The following is a 21,549-nucleotide window of genomic DNA, read 5'->3' on the forward strand; positions in this document are numbered from 1 at the left end:
GCGAGCCCGCGCGTCAGTGCTTGATGCGCTGTTCTGCCCGCTGGAGTTCCTGCTCGAGCTCCGACACGGCGTCCGTGGGGGCTGCTGCCGGCGCGACGTCACCCGCGGCCTGCTGGAGCGACTGGGCCAGGTCCCGGAGCGTGGGGTGGTCGAAGAACGTCGTCGCGGGCACCTTGCGCCCCAGCAGCCGCTCCAGCGCTCCCGAGAAGGCCAGCGCATCCACGGAGCTCAGCCCCAGGTGCGTGAAGGGCGTCTGCGCCGTCACGTGCGCGTCGGGGAGCCGGAGTTGGCGGGCCAGCCAGGCCCGGCCCCAGGACTCGATGGCGCGCCAGTGGAGCCCGTCCAGCTCCGGCGCCACCGCGGGCGCCGTGTCGACATCGCCGCCACGCGCGTTCTCCCAGGTGGCCAGCACGGACAGGTCGCCCAGCAGCCACGCCTCCTTGCTCTGGAGCCGTTGCAGCTTGCCGCTGGTGGTGCGAGGCAGGCTCCGCTTGGCGACCAGGACGAAACGCGACAGCGTGAGCCCGTGCGACTCGCTGATGGCGCGCGCCACGGGAGCCGCGAGCTCTGTCACGTCCTCCGCGCCCGCGTCATCTGGCGCCTCCGCGAGCAGGACGATGCTGTTCTCCGTCTCACGCTCCGCGGAGATGGCCACGGTGCTGTCGTCCCGCAGCCGCGGCATGGCCGTCACCGCCGTGGACTCGATGTCCTGGGGATAGTGGTTCTCGCCGCGGATGATGATGAGCTCCTTGGCCCGGCCGGTGATGAACAGCTCACCGTGGTCCAGGAAGCCCAGGTCGCCCGTGTCCAGGAACTTCGTGCCGTCGCCGCCCGCGAGCTCGTTGTGGAACGTGGCCCGCGTGGCCTCGGGGTTTTCGTAATAGCCGGGGGACACCGAGGGACCGGCCACCCAGACATGCCCCACCTTGCCGGGCGGGCTGGGCTGGCGCGTGCGCGGGTCGACAATCTCCAGGCGCATCTCGTGGGGCCTCTCGCCATGGCTCGTCTTGCCGCAGCTCACGAGTTGCCGGCAGTGGGGGGACGTCTCCTCGACGGGTGTGACGGCGCCTCGTTCCAGCTCATCCCGGTGCAACGCGAGCACGCGGGAGCGCTGGCCCGTCGTCACGCGCAACGTGGATTCCGCCAGACCGAAGCCGCAGTCGAACACGTCATACGAGAAGCCCACGCCCTTGTAGGCGTCCGCGAAGGCGCGGAGCGTCTCGTATCGGATGGGCTCCGAGCCGGACACCGCGCAGCGCAGCGCGCTCAGGTCCAGGTCCTTGCGGTGCTCCGGCGCCACGTGCGTGACACAGCGCTGGTAGCCGAAGTTGGGGCTGCCCGTGTGCGTCGCGCGGTGCTCGGACAGGGCGCGCAACCAGGTCAGCGGGTCCTTGATGAAGGTCTCCGGCGCGAGCAGTACCGCCCGAGCGCCGCTCGTCAGCACCGCGAAGAGCGTGAACACCATGCCGAAGTCATGGAACATCGGCAGCCAACTGACGACCAGGCCGTCCTCGGTCAGTCCCAGCGACTGCTGGATGTCCGTGGCGTTGAACAGCGCGTTGCGGTGGGTGATCATCACGCCCTTGGGTGCCGCCGTGCTTCCCGAGGTGTACTGGAGATAGGCGGTGTCACTGCTCCGCGCCGGTGGCGGTTCGCCCAGGGATGCATCCGGCGCGGTGGCCGGGAGCGCATCGCTGGCCACCCACTGCACGGTGGACCAGTCCGGCAGGCCGGACATGGGGCGCAGCAGGGGGAGCAGCTCGTTGCTCGTGAGCACCACCTGGGCCTTGGCATTGGCTCGCGTGGTGGCGACACGCCGCACGTCGCTCTTGCCACGCGGCGGGCAGAGCGGAACGGGGATGCCACCGGCTTGGAGCACACCGAAGAAGCCGGCGATGAACTCCAGTCCAGAGGGGTAGAGCAGCAGCGCGGTGTCTCCGGGCTTCAGGCCGGGACGCAGCGCCGCGGCGATGGCCGTGGCGCGCTGATGCAGCGCACCGTAGGTCAACGTCGCCACCTTCTCGCCGCGACCGCCGAGGAAGGAGAAGACTTCGCGGTCCGGTTGTGTCCGGGCCCGGTGTGACAGCAGCTCTTGCAAGGTCTCGAAGCTCATGGGCGTCTCCTCCTGGCGTCAGGACCGCAGGGCCGCCGACACGATGTTGTTCATCATCATCCGGAGCATCCCGCCGGCCGGGAGGCCCGCGTACCGCTGCTTGATGGACTCGGGCGCGGACAGCTTTCCCCACGCGAAGGCACTGAGCGCGTCCGTCACGCTGCTCCCGTCGAAGTGGTGCCGGGAGGGGTCGGTGAGCCCCAGCGCGGGCGACACAATCTGCGCGTGCTGAAGCCCCTGGACGATGAACCTCGTCGCGTCCTCGGAGCTCATCTCGCCGCGCTCCACGGCCTCGATGCTGGCCACGGACTCATCCCAGAGCTTCTTGTAGGCGGCATCGTCGGGGCAGAGCAGGCCCGGGTAGGGCACCTCGTCCATGCCATGGAAGACGCGCTCGTCCTGCGTCTCCTTGAACTGGAACTTGGCCTTGAGCAGCCGCAGGAAGTCCAGCGCCGCCTCGCCAACCACCCAGACGCGGAAGAAGGCATTCCAGAGCTCGAAGTCGCGGAACGCGATGAACGCGCTGTTGACCAGCTCGTCGTTGTGATTCAGCAGGCCCTGCTGCAGCCGGTTGAAGGTCTCGAAGCGGCAGACATCGAAGTCGTCGTCCTTGAGCGCTTCCAGGAGGCGCAGCGACAGCGAGTGCACCGACATCATCGTGCCGGCGAGCCCACGCGAGAAGAGCGGGTCGATGAAGCCGGCGGCATGGCCCAGCAGGCAGTAGCGATGCCCGATGGTCCGCTTCGACGAGTACTGGAGCCGGGGCACGGACACCCACTCGCGCACCGCGCGGGCGCCGACGAACTGCCGCTCGACGACGGGGTTCTCCTTGAGCCAGGCGTTGAATTCCTGCTCCGGCGTGATGCCCTCCGGCACGGGCCAGCGGCGCGGGTCCAGTTGGAGCCCCACGCTGCACAGCGGGTTGGTGGACCACTTGTGGTTGTTGAAGGGAATCACCCAGAGCCAGCCGCCGTCGAAGATGTGGTGCAGCGTGCACTGGAACCACGGCACGGGGGACGGCTTGCGCTCGGCGCCCACGAGGACGTCGTCGAACGGCTTCACGCCAATCATGTGCGTGAAGATGGACCGCGAATGTGTCTTGCAACGGGTGGGCGTGTCCCGCAGCGCCTGCTGCCGAGCCACGGGCGAGTTGGGACCCGCGGCATCCACGAGGTAGCGGCAGGTGATGCGCTCGTTGCGCTCGCTCACCAGCGTGACCTTGTCCAGGCCCAGGTCGATGTCCTTGACGCGGAGCTGCTGCTTCAGGTCGCAGCCGTAGCGCACGGCGATGTGCGCGACGTAGGCGTCGATGTCCTGCCGGTACCAGTGGGCCTCCGGGCCGTGAAGGATGGGGGAGATGACCAGTTGGTTCGAGTAGTCGAGGTCGAAGGGCCGCGACTTGTCATGGTGGATGAAGGCGAAGCCACGCTTGATGCCAATCGCGCTGGCGATGTGCTTGCGCGCTCCCATGAAGGTGGAGAGCTGCACGAACTCCGGGATGTCGAACTGCATCCCCAGCAACTCCAACATGCTGGAGGTGTGGCCCACCGTGGACTCGCCGACGGCGAACTTGGGATGCGCGGCCGCGTCAATCATGACGACCCGGGCACCCCGCTTCGCCAGGATGGCGGCGAGCAAGGACCCGGAGATGCCACTGCCGAGAATCGCGACGTCGTAATCAGTACCCATGCCGTTTTTCATGGACGTATTCCTGTCGTGTGAGGCCGGGCCTCCCTCATCAGGTGGGAGCCCGGCCGGTGAGGGATTCACGCGGCGCGGCGCTCGTGGACCTTGAACAGCAGGGGCCCGGGACGGAGCGTCAGGCTGAAGTCCCGCTTGGGCTCGGGGACGCCGACGTATTCGATTCGGAAGCGACGGGTGAGCAGCGCGAGGACGACCTGCGCCTCGATGACGCCGAAGAACCGGCCGATGCACATGCGTGGCCCACCGCCGAACGCCACGAAGGCATACGCGGCGGAGTCATCCAGGTAGCGCTGCGGCCGGAACTCCTCTGGCGCATCCCAATACTGGGGATGCCGGTTGATGAGGAAGGGGACGAGCACGATGCGGCTGCCCGCGGGGATGTGGTAGCCGTCCAGTTCGTCATCCAGCGCCACGTCGCGGGGAATCATCCAGCCGGGCGGATACAGGCGCATTCCTTCGTAGAAGACGGCCTCCGCGAAGTTCAGCTTGTCCAGGTCATCGCGGGTGGGGTGGTCCCCCGTCAGGCTCTGGTCCACCTCCGCCATGAGGCGCTCGTAGGCTTCGGGGTTCTGGGCCAGCAGGAACCACGTCCAGGCCATGGACGTCGCCGTCGTCTCGTGCCCGGCGTAGAACGCGGCCAGGACCTCGTCGCGGAGGAGCTCATCGGACATGCCCGTCTTGTTGTCCTCGTCCCGGGCATGGATGAGCAGGTCGAGCAGGTCATGGAACGGGCAGCCGCTGGTGCCGCGGCGCTGGCGAATCATCCCGTTGATGACGCCGTCCACCCGGGTCATGGCCTGGATGAAGCGCTGGGCCCGCGCGCTGCCCAGACCCAGCGGGAGCTCGACGCTCGCGGGGCTCGCGTAGTCCATGGTGAACATGATGTCCCGATGGAGCTCGTCGCCGTGCTCGCCAATGCCACCCAGGAGCGTGGTGGTGATGACGTCGAGCGCGACACTGCGCATGTCGGCGGACACGTCGATGACCGAGCCGTCACGCGCCGCCTTCTCCCAGCGCCTGGCGATGACCTCCACGGACTTCGCGATGGCGGGGGTGAATTGGAGCAGGCTCTCCCGGGAGTAGGCCGGGTCCATGAGCCGGCGCTGGCGCTTCCACAGTTCCGTGTTGCTGGTCGTCAGGCCATAGCCAGACACCAGCCGGCTGCGCTCCCACGTCTTGCCCTTGATGTAGTTGTTCCGGTTCTCGACGAAGACGTAGTGGAAGTGCTCCTTCTTCATCGACATGTGCCAGGTGTCGACACCGAAATCGAGCCGGACCAGGTCGCCGTAGCGGGTCCACAGGTCGCGGATGACCTTCTCCATGCCTCCGCGCGCCATCGAGTACATCATCCGCGGGAGCGTCTGATAACCGGGGCCCGGCGCCTGACGGCGGCGCAGCCCGCCGGTGGGGCTGTCGTTGTATTCACGGAGAATGGTGTGGAGATAGCTTTCGCTCTTGGACGCCATGATGACTTGTCACTTTCATTGAGGAGGGTCGAATCCGGGTCGCGGCGTGCGCCGCGCCTCAGGCGCTGGCGCGGCGGATGGCGATGCCAGACCAGATGAACCAGATGGGGGCCACGAGGATGCCGGCGATCACCGCGCCCAGCTCCTGGAGCACCATGATGCGTCCCGCGATGCCGACCACGACCAGCACGTAGCCCGTGGTGGCGACGAAGGTCAGCCCGGTCAGCGGCTTGGACAGAATGCCTGATTTGAGGCTCGCCAGCGCGACGGTCAACGTCCACAGCCCCAGCGCGCCGAAGCGCATATAGGTGCCAGGGTCCAGGCGTGACACGCTGTAGGTGAACTCGACCATCTGCCGCGTGGCCGCGTCACCCGTCGCCCACTGCTGGGCCAGGTGGGGCAGGGTGGCCAGCAGCCGCGAGCCGTCCACACCGGTAATGACATACGCGCTGGCGCCCAGGATGGCGCCCCAGTTGACCCAGCCCGCGTTCTCGTCGCGGCGCACGAAGGTGCTCAGCGCGACGACGAAGCCGACGCCCGTGAAGCCACTCAGGATGTAGGCGACCTGCCGGACGATGAACGGCGTGAGGTTGGAGGCCAGGCCCTGCCAGTATTCGGGGGTCGTCGTGGTGGCCGTCGCCTTGGACGCGCCGGGGTCCACTACCATGGAGCCAGCGATGACGATGTAGAGCAGGCCCGTCAGGACGCCGCAGATGCCGCCGAAACGATAGACGGTGGAAGTCTTGTACATGGGTTGTTCCGCCTTCAGGGGGATTCCGGGAAGCCGAAGAGCTGGTTGGCGGTGGGGGCTTCAATCAGGGTCTTCAGCCGCCGGAAGTCGACGGCGATCTCCCTGCGGAAGACGACGATGCCCACGCGGAGCAGCGCCGAGAACATCGCCGTCTTGAATCGCTCACCCAGCGTCGCGGAAGCTCCGGCCTCCGTCGCGCCCTTGGTGCCGATGCGCGCTTCGATATCAATCTGCGTGCCGCCGTCCGCCGGCTCCAACACGTACTTGCCCCAGAAGGTGAAGGGGCCGGCGGTGCCGTGGAACTCGCCCATGTGTGGCGGCTCCAGGCGAAGAATCTCCACCGACGCGTCGGAGCGGCGCCCCATGAGCTGACGGGAGACCTGGTAGCGCGTCCCCGCGCCCACCGGGCCGTCATTCACCTGACGGAACTCGATGACCTCCGGGCGCCACTTGCTCTCGTGCCGCTCCGGGTCCGCCAGCACGGTGAAGATGTCCTCCCGTCGCCGGCGGATGTGAACGGAGTGATGAATCATGTTGTGACTCATGGATGTCTTCCTCTCTCCACGCGGGACACGGGAGGCTCGGGCTGCTTGTTCCCCCGCCGCAGCCAGGGAGGCACGGGCAGGTAGCGGGGGCGGTCCATCAAGAGACGGGCGTAGTCGGTGTCTTGCTTCAGGGCCTGCTCTTCCAGGTCCGTCCGGCGGATGAGGAGCGCCGTGTAGACACAGCCAAAGACGGTGGACGTGAGCCAGGCGCCGTGGACGAGCGGCAGGGCGAACATCTCCACCATGACGGCGAAGACACTCGGGTGGCGGCAGTATCGGTAGACGCCTCGGTCGACCACGCCCAGCTCGGGCATCGTGAAGAAGCCCAGCGTCCACTGCACGCCCAGCGCTTGCATGGAGGCGTAGCGCAGGGCCTGGGCCAGCAACACCGCGGTGACCATGGCGATGCCGAGCGGCGCCTGGAAGGGACGGCCCCATGCCCAGACCTCCAGCAGCATGGCCGCGAACCACGCCATGTGGAGCACGAGCAGGGTGCGTGACAGCTCGCGCGGCGTGTGGTCTCTCGCCCCACGCTGACGCAGGGCGGCCGTGTTGCGATCGCTGAAGCGCTGCTCCAGGCCGCGCTGGAGGAAGACCAGGACGACCAGCAGCGTGAAGCCGCCCTGTGTCACCATTGAAGGAGCACCAACTCCTCGGAGAAGCCGGGGCCCATGGCGGTGAGCAGCCCCAACTCGCCCGCCTTGGCGCCGTTCGCGTCATGGTGCTGGTCCAGCATGTGGAGCACCGTCGCCGACGACAGGTTGCCCACGTCGTGGAGGACGCTCCAACTGGGGGCGAGCGCCGCGTCCGGGAGCCGGGTGGCCGCCTGGAGCTCCTGGAGGACTTTGGGGCCGCCGGGATGGATGAACCAGTGGGCGACGCGTGACGCGTCCACCGCGTGCTCTGCGAGCAGCGTGCCCAGGCCCTCCGCGAAGGTCCGCGACGCCATCTCCGGCACGTCGACGCCCAGCACGTTGCGGGGACCCGCGTCCTCCATGTTCATGCCCATGAGGCCCACGGTTCCAGGGACGAACACGGAGCGGGTGTCCACGACCCGAGGTCCCGGCTTCGTGGCCAGCGGGTGCTCGTCACCGACCATGAGGAGCGCCGCGGCGCCGTCACCGAACAGCGACGCGGCTACAACCTGCGAGAGGATGACGGGGTATACCGCTGAGTCGCGTTGGAGCTGCTCGATCAGGTGTTCGAGGTCCCGCTGGAGCGGGCCCGCCCAGATGCTCGAGCCCATCTCCACGCCCAGGAGGATGGCCGCCTCGCGCGGATGTCCACGCAGGTAGTCCGTCACCCGGGAGATGCCCGCGGCGCCGGCCTGACACCCGAGCCCGAGCAGGGGAGCGCGCTTGAGGTCCCGGCGGAACCCGAAGCGGTTCATCATCTCCGCGTCCACCGACGGAATGGACATCACCGAGGTGACGGACGTGAGCTGGGTGATGTCCGACGCCGCGACGCCGGACTTCTCGAAGAGGCGCGAGAGCGCGTTCGCGCAGAGCGCGTTCCGCTCCTCCACCATCCGCCGGTGCCCCTGTCCGATGTCCAAGGGCTCGTAGAAGGAGTCGAGCGGGATGGCGAAGTGCCGGCCCCGCACCTTCGCGTTCTTGAAGATGTCCGCGACGAGCCAGAGGCCCTCGAAGGGGCGCTCCAGCGACGCGATGTAGTGTTCGAGCGTCTGCGCGAGGAGCGTCTGCTCGTAATAGGTGCTCGGCAGCGAACTGGCCGTGGCGATGATGCGAGGCATGTAGGCTCCTACGCGGGCGGGCGCTGGGTCATGAGCGCGCGCAACCGGGCGACGAGTTCCTGGGCGTGCTGCTGGAGGAAGAAGTGGCCCCCTGGGAGCACATGGACGTGGGCTTCCGCGGCGGTCAGCTCCGACCAGCGGGAGAGGTTCTCCACGGGAACACGGGGGTCCGACACGCCCGCGAACACGTCGATGGGGCAGGGCAGCGGCGGGCGACGGGCGTGCACGTGGGTGCCCAGCACGCTGAAGTCCGCGCGCAGCACCGGCAGGAATCCGCTCATGAACTCGCGCTCGGCGAGCACCTGTTCGGGCGTTCCACCCATGCGGCGCAGCTCTTCGATGAGGCGCTCGTCGCTCAACCGGAAGAGAGGGCGCTCCACCACGGCATGGGGCGCGCCTCGCGCCCCGACGAAGAGGTGGCGCGGTGGCGGCTGGCCGTCCGCGATGAGCCGCGCGCTGACCTCATACGCGAGCACCGCGCCGAAGCTGTGGCCATAGAAGGCATACGGAACATCGAGCAGCGGCGAAAGCGCCTCCACGAGCGCGGACACCAGGGGCGCCATGCGCTGGAAGGCGGGCTCCTCGCGGCGCGTCTCCCGGCCGGGGAGCTGGATGGGAATGACTTCGATGTCCTCGTCGAAGAGCCCGGGCCAGGCGCGGTAGGCCGAAGCGCCTCCTCCCGCGAAGGGCAGGCAGAACAGCCGAGCGCGCGGCGGCGTTGGCCGAGGACGCTTCAGCGGAAACCAGCCGTCCTCCATCACCATGCCACCAGGAGACGGTGGCTCCGCCTGGACGGGCGCGGGCGTTGGACCCGGGTCGACCTGCGCGGGCGACGTGGCGACCGTCCCCGAGGGCTCCAGATCCGCGAGCACCCGCTCCGTCAGTTCGTTCACGCTCAGCCCGGGAAGCTGCACGGAGGCGGGCAGCGCGACCTTGAGCTGGGAGCGCAGCCAGTTGCGGACCATCAGCGTCAACATGGAGGTGAAGCCGAACTCCTGAAGCTTCTGGTCCCGGGGCAGCCGGCTCACGGAGACGCCGAGCGTGCGCGCCACCTCCTCGTGAACCTGCCGCGTCAGGTGTTCGCGCCGTGCCTCGGGCGTCAGGTCCTCCTGGGGAGGCGCAACGGGAGCCACGGGGACCGTGGCTTTCGGCGCCTGGCGTGGTTCGCTCGTGGGCCCGGTGCCTCCCGCGCGAAGCTGCGCGGAGAAGGACTCCATCAGCCGGGCGAACTCGTCACGCACGACGGACCGCACGTCGCCTTCGGGGCCTCGCGGCTCGGGCGGTGCCACGTCCTTGCGCCAGGTGCCGCCCGTGCCGGCCTGGAACCAGTGACGTTCCTGTTGCCAGGGATGGTTCGGGTAGTCCACGCAGCGGCTGTCCGGCCCCAGGACGGCGGCCCAGTCCAGCACCAACCCTGCCGTGTGCAGCTCCGCGAGGCATGCGAGCAGTGCCGTCCGTGAGGGCTGGTCCCGGCGGAGCGTGGCGACGCAGCGGGGCGCATTGGCAATCGACGCGAAGGTCGGCGTGAGCACCGGATGTCCGCTGACCTCCACGAACAGGGCCCGCGGCCCCTCCGCGATGGCGGCGACCGTCGGAGCGAAGCGCACCATCTGGCGGAGGTTGCGCGCCCAGTAGTCGGCGTCGAGCCGCGCTCCCTCCACCCGTGCTCCTTCGACCGTGGAGTAGAAGTCGAGCGTGCCTTCCTGGGGGCGCACGTCCGAGATCAGCTCTCGGAAGTCCGGGAGCAGCGCGTCCACCTGGGGGCAGTGGGAGGCGAAGTCCACGCCCACTCGCCGGCAGAAGGTGCCGTCCGCGGAGATGCGGGCCATCAGCGCGTCGAGCGTGCCGCTCTCTCCCGAGAGCAACACGGTGTCCGGTCCGTTGATGGCCGCTACGCCCACGCGGTCCTCGTAGCCCTGCAGCGCCTGCCTTGCCGCCTCCAGGCCCAACCCGGCCACCAGCATGCCGCCCTTGCCTCGGAGACGTGGCAGCAGCCGGGCTCGTGCGCTGACCACGCGCGCCGCGTCCCGAAGGCCCAGGCAACCGGCGACGTGCGCGGCGGCAATCTCGCCCATGCTGTGGCCCACCACGCCGCTCGGGACGATGCCCCAGGCGCGCAACTGCTCGGCGAGGGAGACCTGGAGCGCGAAGAGGATGGGCTGCACGCGCTCGGCCGCGGACAACCACGCCTCCGTGTCCGTGTCGGACGCCAGCCGCTCCAGGACGGACCACCCCAAGAGCTCCTGGAGACAGGCGTCCGCCTCCTTCAGCTTGCGCTGGAATGCGCCGCCTTCGCTCAGGAGGTCCCGCGCCATGCCCAGCCACTGGGAGCCCTGTCCGGAGAAGACGAGGATGCAGCGCGGGGCACGCTCCACCAGTTCGGGCCCCATGAAGATTCCCGGAGCGCGCTCGTTGGCCGCACCGGCCTCGAGCAGCGTGCGCATCTCCTCCGGCGTGCTGGCCAGGAGTCCCGCGCGCCACTTCAGGTGCTCCCGGTGCAGCGCGGAGGTGTGGCACAGGTCGCGCAACGCGGCGGGAGTGGCGGCCTGGAGGGAGGGCCTCAGTGCCTCCAGGCGCCGTTGGAGTCCTTCCTTCGAGCCCGCTGACACCAGCAACAGGTGTGGACCGTCTTCAACGGACTCGGGAACGGCCCTGACGGGGGCGGGCCCGAGCACGATGTGGACGTTGGTTCCCGAGACGCCAAACGAGTTCACCCCCGCGGCGGGCCTGCCTTCGGGCCACGGCGTGCAGGAGGTGGGAACGCGCAGGTTGAAGGCCTTCCAGTCGACATTTGGACTGGGCTTCTGGAAGTGCAGGTGCGGGGGAATCTCGCGGTGGTGGAGCGAGAGGATGGTTTTGAGCAGCCCGGCGATTCCCGCCGCCGCCTCGGTGTGGCCGAAGTTCGTCTTCACCGAGCCCACGTAGAGCGCTTCCGCGGAGGCACGCTCCGGCCGGAGAACCTCGCCCAGGGCCTGGAGCTCTATCGGGTCCCCAAGGGGCGTGCCCGTGCCATGGGCCTCCACGTAGCCAATCTCACGCGGAGCCGTTCCCGCGCTCTCCAACGTGCGAGCAATCAGCGCTGCCTGCGCTGCGCCATTGGGCGCCGTCAGGCCGTTGCTGCGGCCGTCCTGGTTGGTACCCGAGCCGCGAATCACCGCGAAGACGCGGTCGGACGGCTGCACGTCCGACAGGCGCTTGAGCACGACGATGCCGCAGCCCTCACTGCGAACGTAGCCATCCGCACTGGCGTCGAAGGTCCGGCACCGGCCCGACGGTGAGAGCGCGCCCGTCTGGGCCAGGCAGACGCTCGTCTCGGTGGAGGCGATGAGGTTGACGCCCCCCGCCAGCGCGAGGTTGCACTCGCCCTGCCGCAGACTCTGACACGCGAGGTGGACGGACATCAGCGACGAGGAGCACGCGGTGTCGACGATGAGTGAGGGACCGCGCAGTCCCAGTTGGTAGGAGATGCGGCCACTGGCCACGTTCACCGCTGCGCCCGTCAGCGAGTACGCGTCCAGCGACGCGTTCGCCTTCAACATCGCGACGGGGTAGTCGTTGTTGCCCGCGATGCCCACGAAGACACCGGTGGCGCTCTTCTGGAGCCGGCCTGGAGGAATGCCCGCGTGTTCGAGCGCCTCCCAGCTCACCTGGAGCAGCAGCCGCTGCTGCGGGTCCATGCTGGCGGCTTCTCGCGGCGGAATGCCGAAGAAGGCGGCGTCGAAGCGGTCCACGCCGTCCAGGAAGGCGCCGTGGCGGCAGTAGCTCTTGCCCGGAACCCCCGGGTTCGGGTCATAGACTTCGTCGAACGGCCAGCGTTCGGGTGGGAGTTCGCCCACCGCATCCTGTCCATCGCGCAGGAAGGCCCAGTAGTCATTGGCGTCCCGGATGCCGCCGGGAAAACGGCAGGCCATGCCGACGACGGCGATGGGCTCGCGTTGCTGGGCGAGCACCCGGTTGAGCCGGGCCTTCGTCGCCTCCAACGCCATGAGGGCTCGCTCCAGCGTGCTGGCTTCTCCGTTGCTGCTCACGTCACGCATGTCGTGGGTTCCCCGCGTCGAGCTCATTCCCTGCCCAGCTCCAGACCTTCACCAATCAAGGCTTCAATCTGTTCCGGGGTCATTTGCCGCACGCGCTCCAGGGCCTCCTGGGCGCGCGGTGTTCCATGGGTGTCCGCGCTGGCCACCGGCGGTGCCGCCAGTCCGGTCGTTTCGAGCAGGACGTCGACCAGGCTCTCCACGGTGGGATGGTTGAAGAGCACCGGGAGCGCGAGCGCCTGGCCCAGCGCACTGGCCAGCGCGTTGCGCAGCTCGACGACCATCAGTGAGTCCATGCCGAACTCGCGCATGGGCTTGGACTCCGGCAGCGGCTCCGCTTCGTCCCATGCCAGTACCCGGCGCACCTGACTGACGACCAGGTCCTGAAGCAGCTCGCGTCGGCGCGCTCCGGCGGCCTGTTTCAGCCGCAGGCGGAGCGCGTTGGTATCCACCGGCGCCTCCGCGGCCGTGTGCTCACCCACGAGCTCCCATAGGAGTCCGCGCGCCATCCGGGGCCCGAGGCTCCGCCCCACCTGCTCCCAGTTCGCCGAGAGGACCACGACGCGCGCGTCCGATGATGCGCCCAGCAGTGAGGCAAGCACGGCGCAGGCCCGCTCCACCGGAAGCTGTTCGAGGCCTTGCCGCGCCAGCCTTCGGCGGCTGTCATCCCCCAGCTCCGCGGCCATGCCGGCTTCCGCCCAGGGGCCCCAGTTGATGCTGAGCGCTGGGAGCCCGAGGTCCTTGCGGTGTTCGGCCAGTGCATCGAGCCCCGCGTTCGCGGCGGCGTAGTTGGACTGCCCCTGAGGGCCGAGCAGCGCGGCCGCGGACGAGAAGAGCACGAAGAAGTCCAGCGGCTGTTCTCGCGTCAGCGCATGCAGGTTCCAGGCGCCCACCCACTTGGGCGCGAACACCTTGTGGAAGCGTTCCCAGGACTGCTCCAGGAGGATGCCGTCATCGAGCACGCCGGCCGTATGGAGGATGCCGCCGAGCGCGGGGCCGTCACGAAGGCTGTCGAGGCCCTGCGACAACTCCTCCGCATTGGCGACGTCGCATCGCAGATAGCGGACCTGGACGTGCTCGTTTCGCAGCGAGTCCATCCAGTCCCGTGCCGAGCCGTCCGGTTCGCCGCGGCCCATGAGCACGAGGTGCCGCGCGCCCAGGGAGACCAGCGTCCGTGCGGCGCGCCGCCCCAGTGCGCCGAGGCCCCCCGTCACCAGGTAGCTCCGGTCCTCTCGCACGGTGGGGACCTGCGCGGGAGGCGGGGGCGTGGCGTGCCGCAGCCGCCCGGCGAAGAGCCTGCGTCCCCGGATGACGACCTCGGGCTCGTTCGCGCCGAGCGCCTTCACCAGCATGTCCCCAGCCGTCTCAGAGGCGGTGGGGTCCAGGTCGATTGACAGCGTCGAGGCCTCCTGCATCTCACTTCGCAGCACGCGCATGAGGCCCCAGAGCGGCGCCTGCGCGGCTTGTGACACGGGGCCTTCGCATCGCTGCGCGCCCAGGGTGGTGAGCACCAGCCGGGGGAGCGCGGGCACCGCGCCCGACAGCAGGCGCTGGATGAGCGCGAGCAGGGGCCGGTAGACGCGCTCCTGGGCGTGCGCCAACGGAGAGGTCAGCTCCAGGCCGCTCAGGAAGAGCAGGTCCGAGAAGCCCTGCTGGCACAGTCGTTCGATGAGCGAATCGAGCTCGGGCCCTTCGTCCGATGCGAGCGAGGCGACCTGGACGTGCCGTCCCTGCGCGCGGAGCGTGTCGGCCAGGGGCGCGGCGTGCTCGAGGCTGGGCGCAACAAGCAGCAGCGGGCGTTCGTCCGCCACGGGGCGCGCGGGCAGCTCCAGCTCGCTCCAACCGAGGGTGTAGTGGTCCTGCTCGGACGTCCGCGCTTCGGGGGCGTGCTGGCGCGGCGGAGCGGCGGGCCAGAAGCGGCGGGGCCGGAAGGGATAGCTCGGCGCGGGAACGAAACGCGCCTGCATACCCGCCATCACGCCCCGCCAGTCCACGGGGACGCCACGAAGGCCCAGCTCGCCCGCGCTCTGGAGCAGTTGCCGGCAGTCTCCGCCCTTGGCATTGAGCGACCGGAGCCAGAGGGTTTCAGGGGCCGGCGCGGCGGTGCCGGCGGACGCCTCGACGCACTGCTGGGCCATGCCGAGGAGCGTGGCGCCCGGGCCAATCTCGATGAAGGTGTCGCACTTGAGCCGCTGGAGGGCGCGGATGCTCTCCAGGAAGCGCACCGGCTCCCGCGAGTGGCGCCGCAGGTAGCGGCCATCCAGGGTGCCGCCACGCGGGAGCACCTCGCCGGTGAGGTTGCAGACGAGGTCGAGCCGCGACGGTTGGAAGGTGACGGCCCTCGCCTCGTACTCGAAGGCTTCCAGCATGGGCTCCAGCAGCGAGGAGTGGAACGCGTGCGAGACGCGCAGCACCTGGCTGCGGACGCCTTCCTGCTCGAAGCGGGCCAGCACTGCCTCCACGCCGCTCGCGGGCCCGCTGACCACGGTGCTCTCGGGGCCGTTGATGGCGGCGATGTCCACGCCGCCGCCGAGCTGCTCCAGGACGGTCGCGACGCGCGTCGCGCTGGCGAACACCGCGCCCATGGCGCCTCCGGCGGGCAGCGTCTGCATGAGGCGGCCTCGTACGGCGATGAGCCCCAGCGCCTGCTCGAAGTCGAGGCACCCGGCCGCCCACGCCGCGGCGTACTCGCCCACGCTGTGTCCCATGACGAAGCGAGGCTCCACGCCCCAGGCGCGCCACAGCTTCGTCAGGGCGTACTGGAGGGAGAAGAGGGCGGGCTGGGTATTCGCCGTCGCGTGGATGTCTCCCGCGCTCCCGTACAGCACGTCGAGCAACGGGAGGTCGAAGGACTCGCGCAGGAGCCGATCGCATTCATTCAGGGCGTCCCGGAACACCGGCTCGCTCTCGTAGAGCTCGCGCCCCATGCCGCGGTACTGGGAGCCCTGGCCGGTGAAGAGGAAGGCCACGTTCGCGCGGCGCGGCTGCTGGATGACATGGGCGCGGACGCCAGGGCTGCTGGTGCCGCGGGCGAAGGCCGCCAGGTGCTCGGCCGCCTTTCGCGGGGTGTCCTCCACGAGCGTGAGCCGGTGGGGCAGGGCGGAGCGTCCGACGTTCGCGGTCAGGGCCAGGTCGGCCCACGCGGACTCCGGCGCGGCGGTCAGTTGGTCCGAGTAGCGCTGTGCCAGCTCTCGCAGGGCCTCGTCACTGCGCGCCGAGAGCAGGAGCGGCTGCACCGGCCGCGAGGGCTTCATCCGCCGCTCCTCGTCCGGAGGGGCCTCTTGGACGATGACGTGGGCAATGGTGCCGCTCATGCCGAAGGAGCTCACGCCCGCCGTGCGAGGCGCGCCATCCGTGTCCCAGGGCTCCAGCTCCCGGACGACACGCAGGGGCAGGTCCTCCCAGGCGAAGGCCGGATTCCCGCGTTGGAAGTGCAGGTGCGCGGGCAGCTGCTGGTGCCGCATCGCCAGGATGACCTTGATGAGACCCGCGACGCCCGCCGCCGACTCCAGGTGGCCGATGTTGGTCTTCACCGAGCCGACCCGGAGCGCGTCGGGACGGGAGCGCCCCTGGCCGTACACGGCGTTCAGCGCCTCCAACTCGACGGGGTCACCCAGCGGCGTGCCCGTCCCGTGCGCTTCGACGTACTGCACCTCCGCGGGCCGGACGCCGGCGGACTCCAGGGCCTGCCGCATCACCTGCTGCTGCGCGATGCCGTTGGGCGCCGTGAGGCCCGCGCTCGCGCCGTCATGCGCCACCGCCGAGCCGCGCAGCACCGCCAGGATGCGGTTGCCGTCCCGCTGTGCCTCCGACAGGCGCTTGAGGACCAGCACTCCCACGCCTTCGCCGCGGCCAATGCCCTGGGCCCCGGCATCGAAGGTCCGGCAACGGCCATCCGGTGAGAGAACCTTGGTCTGCGACAGCAGCACGCTGGTGACGGGCGACAGCAGGAGGTTGACGCCCGCGGCCAGCGCGACGTCGCACTCCCCCGTGCGCAGGCTCTGACATGCCACGTGCGTGGAGACCAGGGAGGACGCACAGGCGGCGTCCACCGCGAACGCGGGGCCCTGGAGGCCCAGCAGATAGGAGACGCGGCCCGCCGCGAAGTTCAGGGGGCTGCCCGTCGTCGTGTACGCGTCGAGCCCGCCCAGCCCGAGCCGTGCGAGCTGCTCCTGGAAGTAGTCACTCGCGGTGATGCCGACGAAGACACCCGTCCGCCCGCCGTGCAGTCGCTCCGGTGCGAGCGCCGCGTCCTCCAGGGCATGCCAGCACGTCTCCAGGAGGAGTCGGTGCTGCGGGTCCATGGCCAGCGCCTCGCGGGGGGACACTCCGAAGAAGTCGGCGTCGAAGTGCTCCACGTTCGAGAGGAAGCCGCCCTCGCGGTTGTAGATCTTCCCCGGGGCTCCGGGCTCCGGGTCGTAGAAGGCGGCCACGTCCCAGCGGCCTTCCGGCACGGGGCTGACGCAGTCGCGCTGCTCCCGGAGCGCCTGCCAGAAGGACTCCACCGAGCCGGCGCCAGGCATCCGGCAGGCCATGCCAACGACGGCGATGGGCTCCGGGCGGCCCCCCTTCAGTCGCTCCACCTCCGCGCGCAGCTTCTGGATGACCGCGTCCGACTGCTTCAAGCGAGCGACGTGTGGGAACCGTTCGAGCTCCGCCTGGCCCATGTCCTCGATGGAGGCCGGGCTCGTGCTTCCGCCGCCAGAGGGCTTCGCGCGGGAGGCGAGGACGTTCTGGAGGGAGGGGATGCTGCCACCGGCCTCGGGGACGGGCTCGCGGATGGGCTCGGGCGTGGCGCTCTGGGGGAACAGGCGCTTGAGCAGGGTTTCGGCCAGCGACACGACGTTGGGCGTGCTGAAGGCGAAGGTCGCGGGAATCTTGCAGTCCAGCGTCCGCTCGAGGCGCAGCCGCAACTCGACGCTCATGATGGAGTCCATGCCGAGGTCGAAGAAGCCGCGCGTCGGGTCCACGCTCCCCGCGTCTGGCAGTCGCATGGCGGTGGCGAGCTCTGCGCAGAGGTGTGCCACCAGCCGCTCTTGTCGCGAGTCCCCATCCAGCCGCGCCAGCTCGGCGCGAAGCTGCCCACGCGCGGCGCCGTGGGAGGCTGTGCCCTCATCGAGCTGCTTGAGCAGTCCGCGCTCGCCAAAGGCCTCGAAGAGCGGCCGGAAGCGCTGAAGGTCGAGGTTCGCCACCGACGCGAGGTGCCGGTCCGTGCGCAGCAGCGCATCGAATGCGGCCAGTGCATCCGGCGCGGCCATGGCCTGGAACCCGGAGCGGTCGGAGATGCGGCGCTCCTCTTCCGAGGCCTGCCGCATGTACTCCCACCGGCCCCAGCGAACACAGAGGACCGGGAGGCCCTGGCGGTGAAGGTACTCCGCCAGCGCCTCCATGCCGGCGTTCGCCGCCGCGTAGTGGGCCAGTGCCCTGGAGCCGAGCACGCTGGTGATGGAGGAGTACAGGACGAAGAGGTCGGGCCGTGCGTCGCGGCAGGCCTCGTACAGGTTCCACGTCCCCTCCAGCTTGGCCCGCATGAGCGCCTGGGTGTCGCCGGGTTGCAGCTCCGCGAGCGTCTTCGGGGTGATGGACGCCGCCGCGTGGATGACGCCGCCCAGCCTGGGCCAGTCCTGCCCGAAGTGGCGGACGACACTCGCGAGGGACGGGGCATCGCCGACGTCACACGCCTCGATGCAGACGCTCGCGCCTTGTGCCTCGATGTCCGCGACCCGGGCCGCCACGCTGGCGTCGTCGATGAGCCCCTGGCGGCCCTTGCGGCCGAGCAGCACGAGGTGTCGCGCGCCCCTGGAGACGAGCCAGCGCGCCATCTCCAGGCCCAGGTCGCCCAGGCCACCTGTCACCAGGTAGGACGCATCCGCGTGCACCCGGGGATGTGTGTCCGCGCGAGCGGCCGGAAGCGCCTTCGCCGTTTCCGGAGGCGCCTGCTTCACCAGCCGCGCCCCGAGACGCCGGCCCCCACGGATGAGCACCTGGTCCTCGATGGACTCATGGACGAGTTCGTCCGTGAGCAGCGCGGTGAGCTCCGCCGTGGCCACGCCCGGCTCGAGGTCGATGAGGCCTCCCCACAGCAAGGGATGTTCGAGCGCGATGCTCCGGCCCAGCCCCCAGAGAGTGGCGCCGACCGCGCCTTCGAGCGTTCCGCCGTGAGCGCCCTGGGTCACGAGGTGGAGCGGCAGGCGGCGTGATTCCGCTGGCGTTCCGGCGTGCTCCGCGTGACGCAGCAGCGTGCGCAGGAAGGTGACGCATCGATTCGACGCGGCCTCCCACGTCCTGGGCCGGCCATCCCGCCCGCCGTCGAGGGTGGGGGAGGACAGGTACACGGCGCGCACGGCCTTGCGAGGGGGGACGGACGTCAGGGCCCCACTGACGCAGTCCTCGCAGAAGCGCTCCCAACGGGGGGCATCCGTGAGGCAGCCGTCGTCAGGCCGGCAGACGCGTGCCACGTGCCCCCGGGCTTCCAGTGCCGTGGCCAGCGCCTGCCCATGCAGCCCGACCTCATCGACGATGAGCCACAGGGCCTCGTCCGCCTGCTCGCGCGCCTCGCGTCGTTCGGACGCCAGCTCGCGCCATTCGATCTCCCAGTGCCAGTCGGCATGGGCCTGCTTCTCCGCCGCAGTGCTCTGGAGCACCACGCCCCGAAGCTCTACGACGGTGCGCTTCTGGGCGTCACTCAGGAGGATGTCCGCGACACAGCCCTCCGCGTCGGCCTTGTGCAGCCGGACGCGGCTCGTGACGGTGCCCGCGTAGCCGCGTGGCCAGAGTCGCAAGCCGTCAATCCGCGTGGGGCGCAGCGTGCCCCAGGTGTTGCCGTGGGGCGCCAGTGTCTTGAGGTGCTGGAGTGCCCGCCGCAGCGCGGTGCCCGGCATCACCCACGGCTCATCAGGGACGCTGTCGGAGGGGAGCCATGTGTCGGCCCCGGCGTCCGTCGGGGGCGGCTCCATTGGCTCCGCTTGCGCGAGCCCGCTCAGGCAGGACCGCCACGTGCCCGCGCCGTCCCCGGTCCGGCCATGAACGGACAGCATGACGCGGTCCTGCTCGCCGGGCGCGAGGAGCGCCTGCAGGTGACGCAGGTCCGTGTCCGGCGCCGCGCTGGTGTCGAGCAGGGAGAGGCCCTCGGCGATCAGCGCCTTGCCCTCGTTCACCTCGCGGAGCGCCGCGACCGTCAACTCCAGCGCCAGCCACGACGTCCAGCCTGCGTGGCCAGCATCGTCCCCGGCGCCCGCGAAGCGCTCCCGGAGCGTTCGGGTGAGCTCGGCCTGGATGAGGTGTCCACCTGCTTGCTGCGCCAGGCTGAGTACCTGCTGGAGCAGCGGATGCCCATCATGGGCATCCCCGTTCCGGAGCGGCTGGTAGCCAGGGACCCGCGTGAGCCAGTAGCGCGTGCGTTGCCAGGCATAGGCGGGCAGCGACACCACCTGGCCGCGCGGATACAGCTCCGTCCAGTCGAGGTCCTCGCCCTCCAGGTAGCGATGCACCTTCCGGGCTTCCAGCGCGCTGAACGCGGCCTCCAGCTCACGGCGGCTGTCCCGCCGAAGGGAGTCTCCCGCCAGGAGCCGGTCGAGCGACGCCACGAGCCGGGTCCGACTCTCACCTGTCGCGAGCGCCCGCAGGGGATGATGATCCCTTCGGACGGCCGCCGTGTAGCAGAGGTCCGCCAGCTCCTCGTCCGGCGCGTTGGCGAGCCGCTCGCGGAACCGGGCGACCATGGCCCTCAGCGCCGGGTCGTCATGCGCGGAGATGGGAAGCACCCACTGGGCGCGTTCGACGGGCGCCGGGACTTCGACAGGGCAGGGGGGCTCGCCAAGCAGCAGATGCGCGTTGCTGCCGCTGAGGCCGAACGAGCTCACGGCGACCACGCCCTGCTCGTTGCCGCGAGGCAGGTCGGTCAGCGTGGTGGCGACCCGGATGGGCGGCCGCCAGTCAATCTTCGGGCTTGGCACCTCGAAGTTGATCTGGGGCGGTATCTTCCCGTGGCGGAGGATGAGGATGCCCTTGGTGAGGCTCGCCATGCCGGCCGCGGACTCCAGGTGGCCGATGTTCGCTTTCACCGAGCCGACACACAGGGCCTTGTCGGGAGCGCGGTTGGCGCCATAGACGCGGCCGATGGCGCCCATCTCGATGGGGTCTCCCAGCGGCGTCCCCGTCCCGTGCGCTTCGAGATAGCCCACCTCCGCCGGCTCCACGCCGGCGGCGTCGAGCGCGTCGCGCAGGACAGCCTCCTGGGCCTTGCCGCTGGGCACCGTCACGCCGCCGCTGGGGCCGTCGTGGTTGCTGGCCGTCCCGCGAAGCACCGCCAGCACCCGGTCTCCATCCGCGAGCGCCCGGGACAAGGCCTTGAGCACCACGACTCCACAGCCTTCACCCCGCACGTAGCCATTGGCCGCCGCGTCGAACGCCTTGATGCGCCCGTCTGGTGACTGGGCGCCAATCTTGGAGAGGCTGATGGTCGTCTGGGGTTGGAGCATCAGGCTCACCCCACCCACCAGGGCGGCCTCGCACTCCCCCGCGCGGATGCTCTGACAGGCCAGGTGCGTGGCCACGAGCGAGGACGAGCACGCCGTGTCCAACGTGAGGCTGGGACCCATCAGCCCCAGCAGGTGGGACAGCCGGCCTGACAGGAAGCTGAAGCCAACCCCAGAGGCCGTGTACGCGTCGATGCGCGCGGGATCCTCCGACTGCATCCGCGCGTAGTCGTCATACATCACGCCCATGAACACGCCGGTGCGCGTGCGCAGCAACTTCTTGCGCACGAGCCCCGCGTCGCAGACCGCCTCGACCGCGACCTCCAGGAGCAGCCGCTGCTGCGGGTCCAGCCGGGAGGCCTCGCGCGGTGAGACCTGGAAGAAGCCCGCGTCGAAGCCGTCGATCTGATCAAGGAATGCGCCGTAGCGCGTGGTCATCTTGCCCGGCGCTTCGGGATTCGCGTCATAGAATGCATCGACATCCCAGCGGTCCGCCGGCACTTCCCGGACCATGTCAGACCCGGCGCATATCATTCGCCAGAACGCGTCTGTGTCTTGTCCGCCGGGAAACCGGCAAGCCATACCAATCACAGCAATGGGCTCTCTGCTCTTGCGTTCGTAGGCTTCGGCCCGCTCCTTCCATTTTCGGGCAGCAAGGAGCGCTTTGCGCTCTGGAGAGAGCGTTGTCATTGGGCGGATTGTCCTT

Annotated in this window: 9 protein-coding genes; all 9 read right to left on the reverse strand. The window is 69.8% G+C overall.

Annotated elements, in window-relative coordinates:
* Positions 1-13: 13 nt before the first annotated feature.
* The 9 genes from OZ403_RS16670 to OZ403_RS16710 all read right to left on the reverse strand — a co-directional run bounded on the left by OZ403_RS16670 (position 14) and on the right by OZ403_RS16710 (position 21,533).
* Positions 14-2,113, reverse strand: coding sequence for an AMP-binding protein (locus OZ403_RS16670; protein WP_268784597.1), 2,100 nt, complete (start codon positions 2,111-2,113; stop codon positions 14-16).
* 18 nt (positions 2,114-2,131) lie between these two features.
* Positions 2,132-3,814 (reverse strand): NAD(P)/FAD-dependent oxidoreductase, encoded by a 1,683-nt coding sequence (locus OZ403_RS16675; RefSeq protein ID WP_268784598.1) that lies wholly within the window; start codon positions 3,812-3,814, stop codon positions 2,132-2,134.
* A 65-nt stretch (positions 3,815-3,879) separates the two neighbouring features.
* Complete coding sequence (locus tag OZ403_RS16680) at positions 3,880-5,283, reverse strand: cytochrome P450 (RefSeq protein ID WP_140798311.1); 1,404 nt, start codon at positions 5,281-5,283, stop codon at positions 3,880-3,882.
* Positions 5,284-5,341: 58 nt separating this feature from the next.
* The gene (locus tag OZ403_RS16685) at positions 5,342-6,034 is read right to left on the reverse strand and encodes a DUF4386 family protein (protein ID WP_140798312.1); all 693 of its coding nucleotides are present in this window, start codon (positions 6,032-6,034) and stop codon (positions 5,342-5,344) included.
* 14 nt (positions 6,035-6,048) lie between these two features.
* Positions 6,049-6,579 carry an SRPBCC family protein gene (locus OZ403_RS16690; protein WP_140791091.1) on the reverse strand — a complete coding sequence of 177 codons (531 nt, stop codon included), beginning with the start codon at positions 6,577-6,579 and terminating at the stop codon, positions 6,049-6,051.
* Positions 6,576-7,214, reverse strand: a complete 639-nt coding sequence (locus OZ403_RS16695) for an isoprenylcysteine carboxyl methyltransferase family protein (protein WP_268784599.1) — start codon at positions 7,212-7,214, stop codon at positions 6,576-6,578. Before OZ403_RS16695 ends, OZ403_RS16690 begins: the two co-directional genes overlap by 4 nt.
* A complete protein-coding gene (locus OZ403_RS16700) occupies positions 7,208-8,332 on the reverse strand; it encodes a type III polyketide synthase (RefSeq protein ID WP_140798313.1) in 1,125 nt (374 codons plus the stop codon). Before OZ403_RS16700 ends, OZ403_RS16695 begins: the two co-directional genes overlap by 7 nt.
* 8 nt (positions 8,333-8,340) lie before the next feature.
* Positions 8,341-12,396 (reverse strand): type I polyketide synthase, encoded by a 4,056-nt coding sequence (locus OZ403_RS16705; RefSeq protein WP_268784600.1) that lies wholly within the window; start codon positions 12,394-12,396, stop codon positions 8,341-8,343.
* Entirely contained in the window at positions 12,393-21,533 is a 9,141-nt protein-coding gene (locus tag OZ403_RS16710; RefSeq protein WP_268784601.1) for a type I polyketide synthase, read from the reverse strand. The genes OZ403_RS16705 and OZ403_RS16710 overlap by 4 nt, the downstream gene beginning before the upstream one ends.
* Positions 21,534-21,549 lie beyond the last annotated feature (16 nt).

This window comes from Myxococcus sp. NMCA1, assembly GCF_026810205.1.
In the GTDB taxonomy this organism is placed as follows: Bacteria; Myxococcota; Myxococcia; order Myxococcales; family Myxococcaceae; genus Myxococcus; species Myxococcus xanthus_A.